Genomic DNA, 21,100 nt, shown 5'->3' with positions numbered 1-21,100 from the left:
GCGTTACTCGCTCGCTTCCGGCGCCTGCGCGCGGCGCCACTCTGAGATGAGCCGGTTGGTGGCCGGGTCCATGGAACTGGGCCGCGAGGCGTCCTCCAGCAGGGTGAGAATCTGCGCACCGATCTCCTTGCCCAGTTCCACACCCCACTGGTCGAAGGCATTTACCCCCCACAACACGGAACTGCAGTAGGTGCGGTGCTCATACAGCGCCAGCAGCGCGCCGAGGGTGGCCGGGGTCAGCGACTGCATGCTGATGACGTTGTGCGGCCGGTTGCCGGGCATGGCCAGGTGCGGGGCGAGGGCGGTCGCGCGCTCCTCGTCGTAGCCGCGCGAGAGCAGCGAGCGCTTGGCCATGGCCTCGGTGCGCCCGAGCAGCAGGGCGCGGCTCTGGGCCAGGCAGTTGGCCACCAGCCGGCGGTGCTGCTTGTGCATGCCGGTGTGGGTGGTCAGCGGCAGCACGAAATCCGCCGGGCACAGCTCGGTGCCCTGGTGCAGCAGCTGGTGGAAGGAGTGCTGGCCCATGGTGCCTGCCGAGCCCCACAGCACCGGGCCGGTGGGGTAGTCGAGGGCGCCGCCGTCCAGGGCCACGCGCTTGCCGTTGCTCTCCATGGTCAGCTGCTGCAGGAAATCCGGCAGGCGCACCAGGCTCTGGTCGTAGGGCAGCACCGCGTGGTTGCCGGCGCCGAGCAGGTTGCGGTTCCACACCTCGAGCAGGCTGAGCATGATCGGCATATTGGAGGCGATGGGTGCCTCGGCGAGGTGGCGGTCCATGGCGCCGGCGCCGGCCAGGAACTGCTGGAAGTTGTCCCAGCCCACGGCGATGGCGCAGGACAGGCCGATGGCCGACCACACCGAGTAGCGCCCCCCGACCCAGTCCCACATCGGCAGGCAGTTCTCGCGCGGGATGCCGAACTCGGTGGCCGCCTCGAGGTTGGTGGTGATGGCCAGGAAATGGCGGCGCAGGTCGGAATCCGAGGCGCCCGCGGCGCGCATCCAGTCGCGCGCCACCAGGCTGTTGGTCAGGGTCTCCTCGGTGCGGAAGGACTTCGAGCAGACGATGAACAGGGTGGTCTCGGGCACCAGGTCGAGCAGTGTGTCCTGCAGGTCGGCGGGGTCGACATTGGCGACATAGTGGCAGGCGATGCTGTTCTGGTAGGGGCGCAGGGCCTCGGTGACCAGCCGCGGGCCGAGGTCCGAGCCGCCGATGCCGATATTGACCACGTCGGTGATCGCGGCGTCGGTGAAGCCGCGGTGCTGGCCGCTGATCAGCTTCTCGGCGCTGACGCGCATGGCCTCGCGGGTCGCCACCACCTCGCGGTACTTGTCGGCGAGGGCGCCGTTGCCACCGGCGCGCAGCAGGGTGTGCAGGGCCGGGCGCCGCTCGGTGTTGTTGACCTCGGCGCCGTTCAGCAGGTCCTGGATGCGCGCCGGCAGCTCCGCCTCGGCGGCCAGCTGCCACAGGGTCTCGCGGGTGTTGCGGTCGATCAGCTGCTTGCTGTAGTCCAGTTGCAGGCCGGCGGCGCTGCAGGTGAAGTCGCAGGCGCGGGCGGCGTCCACGGTGAGGAATTCGATGATGGCGATCTTGCGCAGCTTGTCCGCGAGTTCACGCAGCTTGGCGTAACTTGGGAGCTGGTCGAGTCGCAACTCGGAGGCCATGGTGATGTTCCTCGATTTTTACTGCAGCGGGGGGCCTTTCGAGTATATGAAGTGCCCGGTGCCGGTGCAATCGAAGTCGGGCCTACTGGTCGCGATTGATGGAAAGTGCGGTGATGGCGCGCAGGGATGCCAGGGCTGGGCTGTCGGGGAGGGTTGCCAGGCTGGCCACGGCGAGGTCGTGGAAGTGCTGCGCGCGCTCGCGGGTGAAGGCCAGGGCACCGCAATCGCGCACCGCCGCCAGCACCGCGTCGATGTTCTCGCTGCTGCGCGCCAGGATCGCCTCGCGCACCAGTTCGCGCTGCTCCGTGCCGGCGTTGGCCATGGTGTAGATCAGCGGCAGTGTGACCTTGCCCTCGCCGAGGTCGTCGCCGACATTCTTGCCCATGGTGGCCGGGTCGCCGGCGTAGTCCAGGAGGTCGTCGATCATCTGGAACGCGATACCCAGATTCACCCCGAAGTCGCGCAGTGCCGCGCACTGCGCCGTATCGGCGCCGCTGAGCACCGCCGCGCCAAACCCGGCAGCGCCGAACAGCACCGCGGTCTTGCGCGTGATCACTTCGAGGTACTGGCCCTCATCGGTGCCCGGGTTGCCGGCACGCTCCAGCTGCAGCACCTCGCCGGCGGCGATGGTGTTGGTGGTGTCCGCCATGTGGGCGAGGATGCCCATGTTCTGCAGCTGCACCATCATCTGGAAGGCGCGGGTATAAAGGAAGTCGCCCACCAGTACCGAGGAGGCGTTACCGAACTCGGCATTGGCGGTGGGGCGCCCGCGGCGCAGGCTGGAGATGTCGACCACGTCGTCATGCAACAAGGTGGCGGTGTGGATGAACTCGATGATGGCCGCGAACTTGACGTGGTCTGCCGCGCAGCGCCCCAGGGCGGCGCCCGCGAGCAGCACCAGCAGGGGGCGCAACCGCTTGCCGCCGGCATCGACAATGTAGTGGCCGATGTTCTCGACCGTGTCGACGTCCGATTGCAGTTGTTCGATGATTAACTGGTTGACCTGCGCGAACTCGGCCGCGACGGGGGAGCGAATCTCTTGCATCAGATGCATTGGGTATGCCAGCCAGGGTGCCCGGGCATGCTAGGGCCGCGCCCCCGGGCTGTCAAGGTCGCGGCCGCGCCACTGCGGGCTGCGCAAGCTCTTGTTTTCCGGCACTAATTATCCCTTGCTGCTGGCGCCCGATTTGGGTAGAATCGCCGCCCTCTGACCACGGCTGTCTCCTGTGTGAGACGCCGGGGTCCTGTTTTAACTGTTTATGCCTGGCTCTGCCCCCTCGCCCTGCGAGGGTTATCGAAGAGACGCGAGCAGGCTAATTGAACGGAGAAGCGCATGTACGCAGTGATCGAGAGCGGTGGCAAGCAGCACCGCGTGGTAGAGGGCGAGACCCTCAAGCTGGAAAAGATCGAAGCCGCAACCGGCGACTCAATCGAGTTCGACCGCGTGCTGATGATCGGCGGCGAGACCGTCAAGATCGGCACCCCGGTTGTCGACGGTGGCAAGGTCACCGCCGAAGTGGTCGCCCACGGCCGCCACAAGAAGGTGAAAATCGTCAAATTCAACCGCCGCAAGCACTATCGGAAGGAAACTGGCCACCGCCAGTGGTACACCGAAGTCAAGATCACTGGCATCTCGGCGTAACTGGAGGGATTGAGCAATGGCACACAAGAAAGCAGGCGGTAGTACTCGCAACGGGCGCGATTCCGAGAGCAAACGCCTCGGCGTGAAGCGCTTCGGCGGCCAGGCCGTCACCGCGGGCAACATCCTGGTTCGCCAGCGCGGCACCAAGTTCCACGCCGGCGACAACGTGGGCATGGGCAAGGATCACACCCTGTTCGCCACGGCCGACGGCAAGGTGGAGTTCGTGGTCAAGGGCCCGAACAGCCGCAAGTACGTTCAGGTGGTGAGCGCCTGATCGCACTGTAAGCGACTCGTAGTAAAAGGCCTCGTCAGTTGACGGGGCTTTTTTTTATATACTGTTTTAGGCCTTCGCTGGTCGCTGGTCGCTGGTCGCTGGTCGCTGGTCGCTGGGCCGTGGGGCGTAGGGAGGTCGTGATGCCAGGTGCTCCGGGAGCCGCAAAAGCGCCATCCATGGCAGCTCGGCCTCGGCCATCCATGGCCTCGGACGCTCCCGAAGCACCTGGCCGCCCTCCCCAGCAACATCGGGCGAGGCTGCAGGAACGCGGGGCAGCGTGACTCAACAGCGCTGGGCTGGACCGGAATTTCCGCCAGGTACTTCGTAGCCGATTTTTCAGCGAGTACACCGGAAAAGCATGCATGGCTCCGCCAAACATGCAGCCAGAAACGAACTCGAGGTGTGGACGGGCCAGAACGCCTTCCGGAACCGTCCGAGGCCATGGATGGCCGAGGCCGAGCTGCCATGGACGGCGCTTTTGCGTGTTCCGGGAGGCGTTCTGGCTCGGCCGCGCCACGGCAGCCAGCCGTACGGCAGCCGGCACATGGCAGCCAGTGCACGGCAGTCCGCGCTCGGCAATCAGCACCGGTAGCGGGCCACACGACAGAGGTCAGGCACCACGGTAGCCAGCGCCACGGCAGCAGGCCAGGCACCACGAAGAGAAGCGGTCAGAGCCCCAGAGGCACAAACAGCAAGCGCTCCCAGGCAGGCAGGAAAGTGCGGTAGCCAGCGCCACCCCGGGAGCCAGACCCGCAGATGAGAAGTCTGCGCGCGAAAACGCAGGCGAGAAGATGAAATTCGTAGACGAGGCAAGCATCACAGTACACGCCGGCAAGGGCGGCAACGGCTGCCTGAGCTTCCGGCGTGAGAAGTATGTGGCCAAGGGTGGCCCCGACGGGGGCGATGGCGGCGACGGCGGCAGTGTATTCCTGGAGGGGGATGATTCCCTCAACACCATGGTCGACTACCGCTACGTGCGCAGCTATCGCGCCGAGAGCGGCGAGTCCGGCCGGGGCCGCAATTGCACCGGCAAGAGCGGCGAGGACCTCGTGCTGAAAGTGCCCGTGGGCACCACCGTGCTCGACGAGGATACCGGTGAAGTGCTCGGCGACATCCAGGGCGATGGCGAGCGCCTGCTGGTGGCGCAGGGCGGCTGGCACGGGCTCGGTAACACGCGCTTCAAATCCAGCACCAACCGCGCCCCGCGGCAGACCACGTCCGGTACCGAGGGCGAGTCGCGGGCGTTGAAGCTGGAGCTCAAGCTGATGGCCGATGTCGGCCTGCTCGGCCTGCCCAACGCCGGCAAATCCACCCTGATTCGCGCCGTGTCCGCGGCCCGTCCCAAGGTTGCCGACTATCCGTTTACCACGCTGGTGCCCAACCTCGGCGTAGTGCGCATCGAGGCGCACCGCAGTTTCGTGATTGCCGACATCCCCGGGTTGATCGAGGGCGCCTCCGAGGGCGCCGGCCTGGGGATTCGCTTCCTCAAGCACCTGACGCGCAACCGCATCCTGCTGCACCTCGTGGACATGGCGCCCTGGGACGGCGTGGAGCCCGCCGACGCGGCCCAGGCCATCGCCGGCGAGTTGCAGCTGTTCAGCCCGACCCTGGCGGCGCGCGAGCGCTGGTTGGTGCTGAACAAGATCGACATGGTCGACGCCGAGGAACTGGCCGAACGCCGCGCCGCGGTGATCGAGGCCCTGGGCTGGGAGGGTCCGGTTTACGAGATCGCAGCCATCAGCGGGGAGGGCACCGAACGCCTGTGTGCCGACCTGATGACGCGCATCGAGGCGCTGCGCGAGGCCGAACTGGAAGACCCGGAACTGGCCCAGGCCGAGCTGGACGCCCAGCGGCGCATGCAGGCCGAGGCGCGCGATCGTATCGCCGAGCTGCGCGCGTCGCGGCGCCGCGGCAAGTCCAGCGAACAGAACGACGATGACGACGACTGGGACGAGGATGACTACGACGTCGACGTGGAGTACGCCCCCTGACATGAACCCGCGCGAAGACATCGCCGCCGGCCGCCGCTGGGTGGTCAAGGTGGGCAGCGCCCTGCTGACCAACGACGGGCGTGGCCTCGACGAACAAATGATCGCCACCTTGGTGGAGCAGATCGCGGCACTACGTGAGCGCGGCTGCGAGGTGGTGCTGGTGTCCAGCGGCGCGGTGGCCGCCGGCGTGGTGCGCCTGGGGCTGGCCGCGCGGCCGCACCTGCTGCACGACCTGCAGGCCGCCGCTGCGGTGGGGCAGTCGGTGCTGGTGCAGAGTTACGAGAACGCTTTCAAGCGCCACGGCATCATCGCCGCCCAGGTTCTGCTGGGCCACGACGACGTGATCGCCCGCGACCGCTACCTGAACGCCCGCGGTACGCTCAACACGCTGCTGGACTTCTCGGTGGTGCCGGTGGTCAACGAGAATGACACGGTGGTCACCGACGAAATCCGCTTCGGCGACAACGACACCCTGGCCGCGCTGGTGGCCAACCTGATCGACGCCGACGCGCTGTTGCTGCTCACCGACCAGAGCGGCCTGTACGACGCCGACCCGCGCAGCAATCCCCACGCGCAACTGGTGGAAGTGGCCGACGTGCACGCGCCGGAGCTGGACGAGATGGCCGGCGAGGGCGGCAGCCTGGGGCGCGGCGGCATGGTCACCAAGCTGCGCGCGGCGCGCCTCGCAGCGCGCTCCGGCACGCAGACGGTGATCGCCGGCGGGCGGTTGCCGGATGTCATGGCCCGGGTCACCGGCGGGGAGAACCTCGGCACCTGGCTGCGCAGCGGCCGCCGTCCGGACACCGCGCGCAAGCAGTGGCTGGCGAGCATGTTGCAGGTACAGGGCAGTGTCGAGCTGGACGCCGGGGCGGTGCGCGTGCTGCGCGAGTCCGGGCGCAGCCTGCTGCCGGTCGGTGTGCGCGGGGTCAGTGGCGCGTTCCACCGCGGCGACCTGGTGTCCTGCCGCGACAGCGAGGGCCGCGAGATCGCCCGCGGCCTGGTCAATTACAGCGCGGCGGAAACCCGCGAGGTTATGGGCTCACCGTCCTCGGCGATCGAGAACATCCTCGGTTATGCCGGCGACCCGGAGCTGATCCACCGCGACAACCTGGTGCTGGTGTAATCGCCGGCGCGCTGGAGGCGGCGTGTCCGCCTGTGAAATAATACGCCGCTTTTCCCGGGGAGAGTCCTGACCACATGGCCGTGTCCGCCGCGTTTCTGCTCGTCGCCTACTGCGTCGCTATCGCCTGCTTCTCGCTGGCCGGCGGCCTGTTGCCGGACCGCGTGCGCATGACCCACACGCGCACCCAGCTGGTGATGAGCCTGGTTTCCGGGCTCATGCTGGGGGTGGCGTTCTTCCATTTGCTGCCGCACGGTATCGCCATGGCTGGCGACGCCGGTGCGGTGGACTTTGCCGTCGAGTTCCTGGTGCTCGGCATCATCGTCATGCTGCTGCTGCTGCGCCTGTTCAATTTCCACCAGCACGATTTCAGCCCCGAGGAAGACGTCCACCACGAACACCACCATGGGCACAGTGAGCACGCGGTACACGGTTTCAGCTGGCTCGGGCTGGCGCTCGGCCTGGGTGTACACACGCTGATCGACGGCGTCGCCCTGGGCGCGGTGATGCGCGGCGAGCCGGGGCACGGCGCCGCCGGTGCGCTGGCCGGCTTCGGCGTGTTCATGGCCATCCTGCTGCACAAGCCGCTGGACGCGATGTCCATCACCACAATCATGCAGGCGGGTGGCGCGAGTCGCTCGGCACGCGCTACCGCGAACCTGCTGTTCGCCGTTCTTTGCCCGCTGGGCGCGCTCGCGTTCTACTTCGGGGTCGATTCACTGGGCAGCAGCGGCGACTATATCGTGGCGGCGACGCTGTCGTTTTCAGCCGGTGCCTTTACCTGTATCGCGCTCGGCGACCTGTTGCCCGAGGTGCATTTCCACAGCCACGACCGCGGCAAGCTGACGCTCGCCTTCCTGCTCGGCATCGCACTGGCCTATGGCATCGGTGTGCTGGAGCCGGCCAGCTTCCACCACGGCTAGTCATACAAGGGCTGGTTTTGTCGCTGCGGGGCGAGCGCGGTAGCTCCCTGGCCGGTGCTGTGCTATATCTTGGGGGTCTTTTACCGACCGGAGATGTCTTATGCCCCGCCTGCTACCCGCCCTGCTCCTGGCCCTTGCCGCTATCAGCCTTCCCGCCCTGGCGCAGGACGCCGACGAGGTTATCTGCATGGATTGCCATGAACCTGCGGAAGACTGGGAGGGATTGAGCGCCGATGAGATCCTCGCCGACGCCAAGGACCTGAGCAACAAGCGTCACGCGGACAACGCGGACTTCACCGACGAACAGCTCAAGGCGATGATCGCCGAGATCATGCCCGCGGGCGAATAATCACTCGCTACTCGAATTTCCCCACCACCCAGCCGGGCAGGTCTTCGCCGGCCAGCTGGGCGAGGGCGGAGAGGTGCTCCGCATCCGCGTTGAGGCAGGGGATATAGCCAAACGACTCGCCGCCCGCCTCCAGGAAGTAGTCGCGGTTCTCCACCGCGACTTCCTCCAGGGTCTCCAGGCAATCTGCGCTGAAGCCCGGGCAGATGACCTGTACTGATTTCACACCCTCGCCCGGCAGCGACTTCAGGGTCTCGTCCAGGTAGGGCTGCAGCCAGGGCTCGCGGCCGAAGCGCGACTGGAAGCAGGTCATGTAGCTGTCATCGGGCAGGTCCAGCACGTCCACCACCAGTTGCGTGGTGTGCTGGCACTGGGCGTAGTACGGGTCGCCGTTGTCGCAGTAGCGCTGCGGCACACCGTGGTAGGAAAACACCAGCTTGTCCGGCACGCCGTGTTCGGCCTGGTACTGCTGGATCTTCAGTGCCAGCGCGCCGATGTAATCCTCGTGATCGTGGTAGTCGCGGCGAAAGCGCAGGGCGGGCATGTCCCGACGCTGGCAGAAATGCGCGGCCAGCGCATCGAAAGTTGAGCCGCTGGTGGCGGCGCTATACTGCGGGTAAAGCGGCATGACCAGCAATCGGTTGACCCCGCGTTCCAGCATGCCTTCCACCACCGCATCGATGGCCGGCGAGCCGTAGCGCATGGCGAACTCGACGATCACTTCCTCACCGTAGCGCTCCTGCAGCAGGGCGCGCAGGCCCTCGGCCTGGGCCCGGGTGTGCACCATCAACGGCGAGCCGTCATCGGTCCACACGCTGCGATAGGCGGCGGCTGAGCGTCCCGGGCGCACGTTGAGGATGATGCCGTTGAGAATCAGCGACCACAGCAGCCTTGGCACCTCGACCACGCGCGGGTCCGAGAGAAACTGTTTCAGGTAGCGACGCAGCGCACCGCGCTCGGCGGCGTCGGGGCTGCCGAGATTGGTGATGAGTACACCCACCTTGCCGGGAGTGGTCGGGTCGAGGACTTTGTGATTGAGGTATTTCATGGCACGCCCAAATATACGTAGGACATCGGCGAGGGCCAAGCTCGGCTTTAGGAAATCCACACTTTGCGCGACAGCCGCCGGGTTCGGCGGCCGCCGCGCTGCCAGTGAGCGGCCTCAGTGCGGGTTGTGCACCTCCGCGACGTCGGCGATATTCCCCGAGCCGTGACACACAGAACACTGTTCGACCACGCTGCCATCGTCGAGTGCCGCCTGGGTGGTGGCGAAGTCGCCACCGTTGGCGCTCATGTGCGAGCGGGCGGTGGCGTCGTCGTGGCAACTGCTGCACACCGCGCTGGCCGGGCTGACCACGGTGTCGTCGGCCGGGTCCTCGTGATCCTCGCCGGTATCCACCGTGGAGCCGAGCACACTGGATGCCAGCGGCAGGGTGAAGCCGTCGCTGGTGTGGCAGGCGGTGCAATTGGCCAGGTCGCCCGGGTAGTGCACGGTCTCGGTATCGTAGCGGTAGGTGTTGAAACCGCGGAAGCCGACGATTTCCAGCGGATTCTCGCGCAGGGCGGCGGCGTGGATGCCGTGGATCATGGTCTTGAAGTCCAGCGACTCTTCGTCCTTGCCATCGGTGGGCGGGCTGGCGGCGATCCCGCGTACCTCGCGGTCGGTGTTGCGCGGGTTGTGGCAGGTCACGCAGTTGTCGAGATCGTCGGTGCGGTTGCCACCGTGGATCGACAGGCTGCCGTGGCAGGCCAGGCAGTTGTCCAGTTCTACGGACTGGCGGCGCGGGCTCGGCGAGCCGTCCGCCTCGTCGATGGAGAAGAACATGTGCGTGTTGGGCAGGGGCACGGTCACTGCGATCTCCTCGTCGCTCACCGCCATCGACAGGCGGCCCTCGATAACGGCCACGCCGCTGCCGCTGGCGGGCACGAAGGGCGCCTCGCTGCCGTCGGGCAGTGACTGTTCCATGACCAGGCTGTAGCTGTCGTCGCCGGCGGGCATGGCGGTGAAGGCGCTGGTGGCGACGGAGCTGGCGTCTTCCTCACCGTTGCCGGTGTTGTTGTAGTCGTCGGTATCCCAGGCCACGCGCACGTTGACCGAGGCGCCGGTAAAGACCGGGTCGCTCAGCAGGTCGTAGGCCTCGCCGGTCTGCGGGTCGGTGATGGTGAAGCCGATGACCGGCATCTGCCCGGGCATGCTGCTGTCCACCGAGGTGATGCTCGGCTGGAAGCGCGCGCTGGCCTCGGCCACCAGGTTGCGGTGGCTGTCGGCGATACTGCCGGCGACGCCGCCGGCGGAGTGACAGCTGGCGCACTGGCTCTCGTCCCTGCCGGCGATGTGGGCCGGCGCATCGAAACCGTCGTCACTGACCCCATCGTGGCAGCTGCCGCAGGCCGCGGCGGAGGGCACGTTGGCCCAGTTGTCGCCCTGGGAAGTGAGCTGCAGGGTGTCCTCGAGTCCGGCGCCGGTCTGGGTGCCGGCGTGGCAGTTGACGCAATTGCGGATGTCCTGCGGGTAGTGCAGGTTGGAGTAGTCGTGGGCGCTGTCGCGGAAGCCCCAGATAACGTACTCGCCGCCGGCCTGCACGCTGGGCAGGGAAGCGCCGCGGTGAATCTTGTGGATCATCACCTTGAGGTCCACGGTGTTGCCGCTGTTGGCGTCGGTGCTGCCGGGGTTGTGGCAGGTCACGCAGTACTGGATTTCGCGGCGGTTGCCGCCGTGGATGCCCAGCGGGTCGTGGCAGCGGTTGCAGTTGGCGGTGGCGGCGATATCCATGCTGAAGATGCCGCTGGTGGCGCCGCTGGCCGGTACCCAGTCGCGGTGCGGGTTGGCCGTGGTGAACGGGTTGCCGTCGAACTGGATCGCGACGCGGTGGGTCAGGGCGGGGTCGAAGGACAGGTCCAGGCCTTCGGTCTCTGCCTGCGCCAGGATTTCGGCGGGCAGGTCGCTGACGCTCTGGGCGAAGGTGTAGGTATAGGTGCCGTCGCCGTGGTTGACCAAGCCGTCCGCGTTGCGTTCGTAAGTGGCCTGGAGTTTATCCTCGGTACCCGGGCCGACGCTGCCGGCGCTCTCGATGGCGTTGATATAGGACTGCCAGCTGCCGGTGAGGTTGCCCAGCGGGCTGGTCTGCAGCTTGGCGATGACAAAGCGCACGTTGTCGATGGTGAGGTCGGTGATTGCCGTACCCCTGCCATCGGTGAGCTGGAACTCGACGCTGGCGATGCCCGCACCGTCGATGCTGGCGCCGGTGATGGCTGCCAGCAGTTCCGTGGCTTCTGCGTAGGGCGCCGGGTTGGGCTGCGGCTGCACTGGCGGCGGCGGGTCCACCGGGGCGGGGGCCGGCGGGCCGGGTTCGACGCCGGCGGCGCGGTCGCCGCCGCCACCGCCGCCACAGGCCACCAGTAGCGCGGTGAGCCCCGCAATGATCCAGATTCGCATCGATGTCGCCATTGTTCTTCTCCCCCTCCCGGGCCTTACTCCCAGCGGTAGATCGCCGAGGCCCCCAGGTAGTGAATCTCCTCGTCCGGGTTCTGCGCACCCAGCGTCAGTACGTTATCCAGGCTGGTCACGCTGACATTGCGCAGTGACCAGTCGTTGCTGTCGTAGTCGTAGTACTGGTAGTCGAGGCGCAGTGCGAGCCGGGCATTGACCTGCCAGGTCGCCGCCGCCTCGAAGTGATGCAGGCGCGTCTCCACCGCCGGGAAGTCCTCCGGCGCGAGGTCCGCGGCGCCGGCGTCGGCGAGGTCCTGTTCACCCTCGGTGTCCACATAGTTGTAATCCGCCTGCAGAGCCAGCGCTTCGCTCACCTGCCACTGCAGGTTGGCGCCCAGGGTCAGGCTGGTGTCGGTGGCGGCCAGCGACCAGTCGCGGCTGGGGTCGGAGGCCTGCGGCAGGGGCGGGTAGATCTCGAAGGCGTTCTTCTCCGCACCGCCGCGGAAGGCGCGGCCGTCCTGGTCGGACTCGAAGCTGTCGGCGCCGGCGTAAATGCTCAGGGACAGGTCCGCGGAGGGCGTCCAACTCGCGCTGGCATAGGCGCGGGCCCATTCGCTCTCGGTGACGCCGAGGTCGCTGGCGCCGTAGTCGTCGTCGCGCCAGGACAGGTTGAGGTTGAGGTTCCAGGTGTCCGCGGGCAGCCAGGTGAGGTCCAGCTTGCCGGCCCACTGTTCGCGGTTGGACAGGTAGTACTGGCTGAACGCAGGATGGTTGATGTAGCGCTGGTTGTCCGGCGTGGCGTTGATCAACTCGACGTCGAGCAGGGCGTAGTAGCGCTGGTCCCAGCGATAGCGGCTGGCGCTGCGGTCGGCGTACTCCGCCTCGAGCCGGGCGGTGAAATTGCGCCAGGGCTGGATGCGGTAGGCCAGGGTGTAACGGTCTTCCTCGGTCTCGCGCACGGCGACGTTGTCGCGGCGCACCACCTCGTATTCGTACTCGAAACTCAGGCGGCTGCGCAGGGGCAGGCGGTAGGCGAACTCGGCCCCGCCGCTGTGCGAGTGGTAGTCGTAGGCGGTGTTGTAGACCGACAGTGCGCTGGCCGGCTGGTTCGCGCTGTCGCCGCGCGGGTAGCGGTAGCCGTCGCGCGGTGCGTCGTAGTCGCGTTCGCGGGCGCGGTAGAACGCCTCGATCTCGAACCTCGGCAGCGGGCGCAGCAGCAGCTTGCCGTTGAAGGTGCCGATGGCCACCTCGCCGTCGTAGCTGTTGCGCGGCAGGTCCTCGACGATCAACACGCCGGGATTGGCGCTCCAGTCCAGGTAGTCCTGGTCCTGTGAGGCCAGCGCATAGCTGCCGTCGAATTGCAGGCGCGCCTCGGGGGTGAGGATGAACTGCCCGGTGAGGCGACCGCGGTACTGCTCGTTGTCCGGCGCCAGGGCGATACCGCCGGGGCCGGCGCTGGTGTTGTAGGGGTTGTCCCAGTACAGGGCGTCGTCGCTGTTGTCGAAGCCGGAGTAATCGAGGCGGCCATCCAGGTGCAGGCGGGAGCCGCTGTAGCTCAGGCCGATTTCAGCTTCGGTAGTGCGGTAGTCGACATCCAGGGGCAGCAGGGCGGCATCGCCATCGGCGGCGTCGATATAGAACGCCCCGCCGATGTCGCCGGTACCCTGCTTGACCTCGTGGGACAGCGAGGCGTTCAGCCGCCACTGCTCATTGAGCGCTGCGCTGATGCTGGCGCTGAGTTTGTCGCGGGCCAGCTCCCGGTCGAAGCGGTGCAGGGCGTCGCCCAGCGTAGCCCAGTCGCCGGTGCTGGCACCGCCGCTCCAGTTGTCGGGCAGGCGCAGGGTGCTGCCGCCGCGGAACGGGGTCATGCCGCTGTCGTTGCGCACCTGCAGGCTGGAATCGAAGCCGAGCTCCAGGCGCAGCTTGTCCGCCATACCCCAGGTGAATTCACCCTCGCGGGTTTCCAGGCCGAGATCATCGACGCTGGCGCGCCACCAGCTGTCGCCGCCGGCGGCGCTGCGCCAGCGCAGGTTGCCGATCAATGAGGCGCCGTCGTTGTGCAGGCCGTTGTACTGGCCAAACATGAAATTGTCGTCGCTGGTGTAGCCGGCGCCCAGTTGCACCGTGCCCGTGCTGTTGTCGCTCCAGCGCGGGTCGGCCGCAGGGCCGGCGGGTACCAGCGGCTGGTACTGCGCGTCGGCCTGCGCCTGTTCTTCAGTCTTGTCATCCGCGGCCAAGGCGCCGCCCGCGACGAGCAGGCCGGCGAGCAGGGGGCGCAGGCAGTCGGCGCGGTTCATCGGGTCAGCCTCGCCCCGGACGGGTGGTTGGAACCGTGTACCTGGCCATGGCAGTTAAGGCAGTCCTTGCCCACCACGTAGGCGCCACTGTTCCCGCCCAGGCTCTCGCCGCCGTAGGGCACGCTGGGGTGGAAGGCTGCGGAGTGGCACTGCTGGCACAGCGCCGGTCCGCGGGCTACCAGCAGGCGGTCGTGCACCGAGCCGTGGCTGCGGTGACACAGGCTGCAGTCTTCGCTCACCGGTTCGTGCTCCCACAGGAAGGGGCCGCGTTTTTCCTGGTGGCAGCCCAGGCAGTTGTCGTTGATGGATGTTTCACGCAGGGCCGCATCGCCGGCGCTGCCGTGCGGGTTGTGGCAGTCGCCGCAGGCCAGCTCGCCCTCGGCGATGGGGTGGTGCGAGGGCAGGCGCAGTTCGCCGCGCACCTGGCTGTGGCACTCGCCGCAGAAGGCCGTGGCCTGGCGGTCATCGAGGATCGGGTCGCTGGCACGGTGCAGGGTGTGGCAGTCGGTACAGGCCATGTCCTCCTGCTGGTGCGCGCTGCCGGTCCACAGCAGCTGGTCGCCGCTGGCATGGCAGCTGACACAGGCGCCGTTGCGGGTTTCGAGGTCCGCGGGCCAGCGCGGGCCGAAGCTGACATCCGGCGCGGCGCGCTTGCCGCGGCGGTCGTGCACCTCGGAAGCGCCGTGGCAGGCGGTACAGGCGTTGGCGCCGCCGCCCTCGAGCGTGCCGTGGACGTTGTCGTAGATCGCGTGCACCGGTGAATCCGGTTCGGGGGAGTGGCAATCGAGGCAGCCGGGGCCGTCCTCGGCGGTGGCCGAACCCGCGCCGAACAGCGCCAGCAGTGCCAGGGCCTGCAGGCAGCGAGTGGCTTTTACCAGGAGCCGTGCCCGCATTTCAGCCCTCCTGGCCCGGGTGGGCGATGCCGTCATGGCAGTCGATACAGGTGCGGCGTCCCGACGCCAGGGCGCGGTGGAAGCGCTTGGGCTCCTCGCCGGCGATAGAGGTCATGCGCTCGGCAGTGTGGCAGTTGCGGCACTCCTGGGAATCGTTCGCCTGCAGGCGTGCGATCTCGCGCGCTTTCATTTCTTCCAGGTGAGCGGCGTATTTCTCCGGTGTATCGATGACGCCGGTGATCGAACCCCAGACTTCGCGTGCGGCCTGCACCTTGCGCACCATCTTGGGAATGAATTCGCGGGGAACGTGGCAGTCCGCACAACCGGCGCTGACGCCGCTGTGATTGGTGTAGTGAACGGTTTCCTGCAGCTGCGCCAGGGGAATCTGCATCTCGTGGCAACTGGTGCAGAACTCGTCGGTGCTGGTGGCGTGGAGGACGGTATCGAAGGTGAGCAGGCCGGCGATGCCGATGACGATGCCCAGCGCCAGCAGGCTGGCTATAGACCAACGTGTGGAGGGTCGGAACAACCGCCGCCACCCGCCTTTCCCTGGATCTTCGGACATAATAACCCCATCACCCCTGATGTCTTTTCAGTATGAGGCAGAAGGTTGCGATTTGCCAATGCAGATCAGGCGAGAATCGTGTCCAGGATCAATCCAATGAGGAAAAACGAGGTGAAGCGGCGGGTGTGGCGAAAGGCCCAGGCGGAGAACCACAGCGGCCAGACGTCCGCGGCATAGTCAGCCGGCGGCGCGGCGGGTTTCGGCTGGCGCAGCGCGCGCAACAGGTCCGGTGCCATGGCCAGGCCACCCAGAGCGAGCAAGAGGGGCCACTGGAAACGCCCGGCGATCACCAGGCCCACACACAACAGGTATTGGGCGATGAGCATGGCGGCGATGCTGGCGCGGGCCGCGCGCTCGCCGATCATCACCGGCAGGGTGTGCACGCCCTTGGCGCGGTCGGCCTCGAGCTTGTCCGTGTGCTTGCCGAAGATCACCGTGGTGGGGCCGAGCGCGAACACCAGGCTCAGCCAGGTCACGTCCCAGCTCCACTGCCCGACCAGCACATAGTAGGTGCCGCCCACCATCAGCGGCCCCCACACCAGCAGCACCGCGGGTTCGCCCAGTCCGTAGTATTTCAACGGCCAGGTATAAAAAAGAACGAAGAAGGCCCCGGCCAGCATCAGGTCCAGGGTGAGGCCGCTGCGCTGCACCACCAGCCAGCCGCCGAGCAGCAGGGCGATGCCCGCGGTGACGCCCACGTAACGCCAGAAGTCGGGGCCGGACATCAGGCCGTCCTCCAGCACATGCACGCCGTACTGGTTGCGGTAGTAGTTATCGCGGTCGATGCCGCGGCGCGAATCCGTGTAGTCGTTGAGCAGGTTGTTGGTCGCGTGGGCGAAGACCAGGCCGATCACCGTCGCCAGCCACAGGTCCAGCTGGAACGCGCCGGCACGCCAGGCCAGCAGGCCGCCCAGCGCCGCGGCGGTGAAGGTCATGAACAGTACCGAGGCGCGGCAGGCGATGAGCCAGCGCGCCACCGGGTCCAGTTGCTGCCACTCGGCGTGGCTGAGCTTGGGCATGCGGTCCAGTGCCTGGGCCCAGATCTTGAGATCGACCATACGCGTGAGGGAGTCCGGTAATCGCGGGCTTTCAGTCTAGCTTTTTTTGCGCGCCCGGGTGAAGGGGCGCTCCACTGCGTTGTGCTGTCACAGATCTTTGCTAGGCTGTGTAGAAAGAATAACGGACCTGCAGCGGGGATGGGTCGATCATGCGGGTAGCTGGTCCACTCCGGATAACACCATGAAGAAATTGCTAGTCGCCTGTCTCGTACTGTTTGGCCTGGGCGTGGGTGTCGCCGCCAGCTGGGCGCTGGTGGATACCGTCATCCACGCCACCGGCGATGATGAATTCTGTAGCGCCTGTCACTCCCACGCGCCGATCAGTGCCTCCTACCGCGAGGACATCCACGGCGGCGCCAATCCTGCCGGCTGGCGCGCCACCTGTTCCCAGTGCCACATCCCGCAGGACAACGCGCTCGCGTATCTGTGGGTGAAAGGTGTGCACGGCGTGGTCGACCCGACCATGGAACTGCTCAAGGACCCGCACGACATCGACTGGCACGGCAATCGCGAACGCCGCGCCGAATACGTCTACGATTCCGGCTGCCTGAGCTGCCACAAGTACCTGCAGGAAACCTCCGAGGGCAATCGCCGGGCGTTCCGCTCGCACCGGCGCTATTTCGCGGAGCCGGACGACTACAGCTGTGTCGAGTGCCACGAACACGTCGGGCACAAGCGGCTCGGCTATCATCTCGAGGCCATGGGCTGGCAGCAAAACGAGGGGGAAAGCGAATGAAGCGTCTGATTAAAGCAGTGGTCTGCGCCGCTGTGCTGGCCATTGTCCCGGCGGGCATCGCCCAGGACGGCATCGGCCTGGCTGCGGCCAAGACCCTGCGTATCGACCGCGAACTCAGCGCCGAGGGCAAGGCCTGTCTCACCTGCCACCAGCAGGTGTCACCCGGGCAGGTGAGCGACTGGGCGGACAGCCGCCACGCCCATGCCGGGGTGTCCTGTATCGACTGCCATGCGGTGCCGGAAGATGCCCCGCACGCCGCGCGTCACGCCAATGTCAGCGACACCCCGGTGTTCGTTTCGGCGCTGGTCTCCCCCGCGGTCTGCGGCCGCTGCCATATCGATGCGAAAGCCCAGTTCGACGCCTCTGGCCACTTCCGCGCCTACCGCCAGATTATCCCCAAGGACAGCCTGCACGCGCTCACCCGGGTGCACGAGGGGCAGAGCCACCCGGAGCTATCCGGTGCGCCTTCGGAAACCGGCTGCATGCAGTGCCACGGCACCGAGATCAAGCTGGACGAGGACAACCGGCCAACACCTGAGACCTGGCCCAACAACGGCATGGGCAATATCTACCCGGATGGCAGCACCGGCAGTTGTACCGCGTGCCACAGCCGGCATAAGTTCTCTATCGCAGAGGCGCGCAAACCCCACGCCTGCGCCTCCTGCCACCTGGGACCGGACCATCCCAATATCGAGATCTTCGAAAACTCCAAGCACGGCCACGTGTACAACACCGAGGGCGACGAGTGGACCTTCGACACCGCCCCCGACGCCTGGGAGCCCGGCGACTATCGCGGCCCGACCTGCGCCACCTGCCACATGAGCGGCATCGGCGAACTGAGCGTCACCCACAACATCTCCGAGCGACTGTACTGGAACCTGTGGGCGAAAAAATCCGATGTGCGTGGTTCCGACGACGTGCTCAGCCCGCTGCTCGGCGACGGCCCCGCCGGCCGGGAGAAAATGAAAATGGTCTGCAACAACTGCCACACCCAGCGCCACACGGACAACTTTTTCGCCCAGGGCGACAAGGCCGTGAAGCTGTACAACGAGGCCTACTACGCCCCGGCGACGGCGATGCTGGAAGAATTGCGCGCGAAAAACCTGCTCAAGGACAACCCCTGGGCGGATGAATTCCAGATCACCTACTACTACCTGTGGCACCACGAGGGCCGACGGGCGCGCCAGGGCGCGATGATGGGCGCGCCGGACTACGCCCACTGGCACGGTTTCTTCGAACTGCAGCAGGACCTGTACAAGCTGCAGCAGATCCACGCCGCGCGCCTCGCCAGCGGTTCGGTCGAGTAGCTCGGGCAGCGCCCGGGGAGGACCCCCCGGGCGCTGCCCTGTACGCGACCGCGCACTGCCGCTACCATCTGCAGCTGATTCCCGCGCCGGGTGCGATTCCGGCGCGCCAGTGAGCAGTGCGCCCCGGACATTTATGGCAGGCAAGAAAAAATCTCCCTTCCCCTCGCGCGCCCTGGGCCGTGGCCTGGCCGTGTCCATGGCCGGCCTGCGCGCCGGCGGCGCCCTGGCCGTGGACAGTGCGATCGCCCGGGTGTTGGGCCGCGAGGAGGAGGACTCCGCCTTTGCCCGTCGTGAGGCCCAGCGGTTTGCCGCCGAACTGGGCCGGCTCAAGGGCACCTACGTGAAGATCGGCCAGATGATGGCGCTGTTCGGCGAGCACTTCCTGCCGCCGGTGCTGGTCGATGCCCTGCGTGACCTTTCCGACCAGACCGAACCGCTGCCCTGGGATGCGCTGGAGAGCGCGGTACGCGCCTCGCTGGGGACGCGCTTCGACGAACTCGACATCGACCCCGATGCGGTCGCCGCAGCTTCGTTGGCCCAGGTGCACCTGGCGAAGATCCGCGACAGCGGCGAGTGGATCTGCCTGAAGATCCAGTACCCGGGCCTGGCGCAGATGATCGACGCCGACTTCGACGCGGTGGTGCGCATGTTGCTGCTGGCGCGCTGGGTAAAGTCCGGCCGCGACCTCGACAACTGGATGCAGTCCCTGCGTGGGCACCTGCACCTGGAGATCGACTACGAACGCGAGGCCCGCCTCACCGCGCGCATGCGCGAGCTGGTCGCCGGCGTGGAGCCGGAGGGCGTGCATTTCCATGTGCCGGCCCAGTATCCGCGCTACTGCACCCGCGAGGTGCTGGCGCTGGAATACATCGAGGGCTACCCGGTGAGCGCGACGGAGGTCGCCGCCCTGTCGCAGGAGCGGCGCAATGCCCTGGGCCGGGCCATGCTCGAGCTGTTCTTCTACGAACTCTACGACTGGGGCCTGCTGCAGACCGACCCCAACTTCGGCAATTACCTTTTGCGGCTGGATGACCGGCGCAAGAAGTACGCCGACGACGAACTCGCGCTGCTGGATTTCGGCTCCGTGCTGGACTGCTCGCCGGAGTTTCTCGAACACCTGCGCGGCACCGTCGACGCCAGCCAGCGCCAGGACATCCCGGCGATTGTCGAAGGCCTGGTGGGCCTGGGCTGCCTGCACCCGGATGTCGGCGAGGAGGGCCGGCAGATGTTTGCCGACTTCTGTGTGCACCTGCTCGAACCCCTGCGCCGCCCCGAAGACCTGCCGCCGGAATACCTCAACGAGGACGGCGAGTACTGCTGGGGCCGCTCGCGGCTGATGCGGCGCGCCGGCAAGCAGGCGGCGGCCTCCGCCACCAGCCGTCATTTCATTCCACCGTCCCGGGAGTTCGCGCTGATCGCGCGCAAGCTCACCGGGGTATTCAACTTTATCGCGGTACTGGACGCCCAGTTCAATGCCTGCGACATGCTTGAGCGGCACGTCGCCGCCTGGCGCGAGAGGGAGCGACATGGCCAGGCGTGACGACGAGGACGACGACGCCCGCGCGATTCCCACCTCGCGGGTGTCGCGCATGGCGCGCATGGCGAAAATGGCCGGCGGCGTGGCCGGCGGCATGCTGGCCGAGGGCGCCCGGCAGTGGCGCGCCGGCAACCGCCCGAGCGCACGCGACATGCTGCTGACCCCGGGCAACGCGAAACGCGTGGCGGACCAGCTGGCTACCATGCGCGGCGCCGCGATGAAGGTCGGCCAGATGCTGTCCATGGATGCCGGCGACTTCCTGCCGCGGGAACTGGCCGACATCCTCGCCCGCCTGCGCTCCGCCGCGCGCTACATGCCGCGGGCGCAGTTGCAGCGGGTGATGCGCGAGGCCTATGGCGAGGACTGGTTCGAGCAGTTCGCCAGTTTTGAGTACAAGCCGCTGGCGGCGGCGTCGATCGGCCAGGTGCACCGCGCACAGACCCTGGACGGCCGCGACATCGTGCTCAAGGTGCAGTACCCCGGCGTCGCCGCGAGTATCGATGCCGACGTCGACAATATCGCCTCGCTGCTGCGCCTGTCCGGCCTGTTGCCGGCGGAGGTGGACATCCAGCCCTTGCTGGACGACGCCAAGGCGCAGTTGCGCGAGGAGGCGGATTACCTCATTGAGGCGAAGTACCTGGCCACCTTCGGCGAGTTGCTCGCCGGCGACGAGCGTTTCCGGGTACCCGAGGTGCTGCCGGAATTCACCCGCTCCACGGTGCTGGCGATGACCTATGTCGAGGGCGAGCCGATCGAGGGTGTGGTGGCGCAGGCGCAGGACGAGCGCGACCGCGTGATGAGCGCGCTGATCGAACTCATGTTCCGCGAGTTGTTCGAGCTGCGCATGGTGCAAACCGACCCGAATTTCGCCAACTATCACTACGACGAGGCAAGCGGCCGTATCGTGCTGCTGGACTTCGGCGCCACCCGGCGGTTCAAGGCGGAGTTCGTCAAACACTACCGCAGCCTGGCCAAGGCGGCCATCGCCGGCAACCACGAGCGCCTGCTCGCCGCCGCGGAGCGCATCGGCTACGCCACCGGGGACGAGGACGGCGAGTACCGCCAGTTGCTGCTGGATATTTTCCTGCTGGTGCTGGAACCGCTGCAGGTGGAGGGCGAGTACGATTTCGGCGAGTCAGACATGCTGCAGCGCATGTCCGCGATGGGCGAAGAGGTGGGGCACTACCGCGATTTCTGGCAGGCGCCGCCCACCGACGCAATGTACTTCCACCGCAAGCTTGGCGGTATGTTCCTGCTCGCAACGCGGCTAAAGGCGCGGGTGGATGTGAAGGCGCTGCTCGACCGCTTCCTGTGAGCGGCCGGGC

General features: G+C 67.1%; 18 protein-coding genes. 10 read left to right on the top strand and 8 right to left on the bottom strand.

Annotation, left to right across the window (positions count from 1 at the left end; translation table 11 throughout):
- Positions 1-3: 3 nt before the first annotated feature.
- Both pgi and E4634_RS08650 read right to left on the bottom strand, forming a co-directional pair.
- On the bottom strand, positions 4-1,656 hold the full coding sequence (gene pgi / locus E4634_RS08655; protein ID WP_135442875.1) for a glucose-6-phosphate isomerase: 1,653 nt from the start codon (positions 1,654-1,656) through the stop codon (positions 4-6).
- An 82-nt stretch (positions 1,657-1,738) separates the two neighbouring features.
- Positions 1,739-2,701, bottom strand: a complete 963-nt coding sequence (locus E4634_RS08650) for a polyprenyl synthetase family protein (RefSeq protein ID WP_135443253.1) — start codon at positions 2,699-2,701, stop codon at positions 1,739-1,741.
- Positions 2,702-2,989: 288 nt separating this feature from the next.
- Here E4634_RS08650 and rplU point away from each other — a divergent pair, with 288 nt between their 5' ends.
- The 6 genes from rplU (at position 2,990) to E4634_RS08620 (ending at position 7,955) form a co-directional block, all read left to right on the top strand.
- Positions 2,990-3,298, top strand: a complete 309-nt coding sequence (gene rplU, locus E4634_RS08645) for a 50S ribosomal protein L21 (protein WP_135442873.1) — start codon at positions 2,990-2,992, stop codon at positions 3,296-3,298.
- 16 nt (positions 3,299-3,314) lie between these two features.
- Positions 3,315-3,572 (top strand): 50S ribosomal protein L27, encoded by a 258-nt coding sequence (rpmA, locus tag E4634_RS08640; protein WP_135442871.1) that lies wholly within the window; start codon positions 3,315-3,317, stop codon positions 3,570-3,572.
- 791 nt (positions 3,573-4,363) lie between these two features.
- Positions 4,364-5,563, top strand: a complete 1,200-nt coding sequence (cgtA, locus tag E4634_RS08635) for an Obg family GTPase CgtA (RefSeq protein WP_135442868.1) — start codon at positions 4,364-4,366, stop codon at positions 5,561-5,563.
- 1 nt (position 5,564) lies between these two features.
- Positions 5,565-6,686, top strand: coding sequence for a glutamate 5-kinase (gene proB, locus E4634_RS08630; protein ID WP_135442865.1), 1,122 nt, complete (start codon positions 5,565-5,567; stop codon positions 6,684-6,686).
- 74 nt (positions 6,687-6,760) lie between these two features.
- The gene (locus E4634_RS08625; protein ID WP_135442862.1) at positions 6,761-7,606 is read left to right on the top strand and encodes a ZIP family metal transporter; all 846 of its coding nucleotides are present in this window, start codon (positions 6,761-6,763) and stop codon (positions 7,604-7,606) included.
- 100 nt (positions 7,607-7,706) lie between these two features.
- Entirely contained in the window at positions 7,707-7,955 is a 249-nt protein-coding gene (locus E4634_RS08620; protein ID WP_135442859.1) for a hypothetical protein, read from the top strand.
- 7 nt (positions 7,956-7,962) lie between these two features.
- Here E4634_RS08620 and hemH read toward each other — a convergent pair whose 3' ends face one another.
- The 6 genes from hemH to E4634_RS08590 form a co-directional block, all read right to left on the bottom strand.
- Positions 7,963-9,000 (bottom strand): ferrochelatase, encoded by a 1,038-nt coding sequence (hemH, locus tag E4634_RS08615; protein ID WP_135442856.1) that lies wholly within the window; start codon positions 8,998-9,000, stop codon positions 7,963-7,965.
- 114 nt (positions 9,001-9,114) lie between these two features.
- Entirely contained in the window at positions 9,115-11,400 is a 2,286-nt protein-coding gene (locus E4634_RS08610) for an OmcA/MtrC family decaheme c-type cytochrome (RefSeq protein ID WP_135442855.1), read from the bottom strand.
- 23 nt (positions 11,401-11,423) lie between these two features.
- Complete coding sequence (locus E4634_RS08605) at positions 11,424-13,679, bottom strand: MtrB/PioB family decaheme-associated outer membrane protein (protein ID WP_135442853.1); 2,256 nt, start codon at positions 13,677-13,679, stop codon at positions 11,424-11,426.
- Entirely contained in the window at positions 13,676-14,572 is an 897-nt protein-coding gene (locus tag E4634_RS08600; RefSeq protein WP_167854826.1) for a DmsE family decaheme c-type cytochrome, read from the bottom strand. The genes E4634_RS08605 and E4634_RS08600 overlap by 4 nt, the downstream gene beginning before the upstream one ends.
- Before the next feature lies 1 nt (position 14,573).
- Complete coding sequence (locus E4634_RS08595; RefSeq protein ID WP_206046835.1) at positions 14,574-15,101, bottom strand: NapC/NirT family cytochrome c; 528 nt, start codon at positions 15,099-15,101, stop codon at positions 14,574-14,576.
- Between the two features lie 101 nt (positions 15,102-15,202).
- Positions 15,203-16,195, bottom strand: coding sequence for a prenyltransferase (locus tag E4634_RS08590; protein WP_135442845.1), 993 nt, complete (start codon positions 16,193-16,195; stop codon positions 15,203-15,205).
- 181 nt (positions 16,196-16,376) lie between these two features.
- Between E4634_RS08590 and E4634_RS08585 the strand changes: the two genes are divergently transcribed.
- The 4 genes from E4634_RS08585 to E4634_RS08570 all read left to right on the top strand — a co-directional run bounded on the left by E4634_RS08585 (position 16,377) and on the right by E4634_RS08570 (position 21,090).
- Entirely contained in the window at positions 16,377-16,931 is a 555-nt protein-coding gene (locus E4634_RS08585) for a cytochrome c3 family protein (protein WP_135442842.1), read from the top strand.
- A complete protein-coding gene (locus E4634_RS08580; RefSeq protein ID WP_135442839.1) occupies positions 16,928-18,238 on the top strand; it encodes a multiheme c-type cytochrome in 1,311 nt (436 codons plus the stop codon). The genes E4634_RS08585 and E4634_RS08580 overlap by 4 nt, the downstream gene beginning before the upstream one ends.
- A gap of 133 nt (positions 18,239-18,371) precedes the next feature.
- On the top strand, positions 18,372-19,778 hold the full coding sequence (locus E4634_RS08575) for an ABC1 kinase family protein (RefSeq protein WP_206046834.1): 1,407 nt from the start codon (positions 18,372-18,374) through the stop codon (positions 19,776-19,778).
- Entirely contained in the window at positions 19,765-21,090 is a 1,326-nt protein-coding gene (locus tag E4634_RS08570; protein WP_206046833.1) for an ABC1 kinase family protein, read from the top strand. Before E4634_RS08575 ends, E4634_RS08570 begins: the two co-directional genes overlap by 14 nt.
- Positions 21,091-21,100: the final 10 nt, after the last annotated feature.

The organism is Mangrovimicrobium sediminis, assembly GCF_004745945.1.
In the GTDB taxonomy this organism is placed as follows: Bacteria; Pseudomonadota; Gammaproteobacteria; order Pseudomonadales; family Halieaceae; genus Mangrovimicrobium; species Mangrovimicrobium sediminis.
This window is presented reverse-complemented; position numbering and strand designations above follow the sequence as displayed.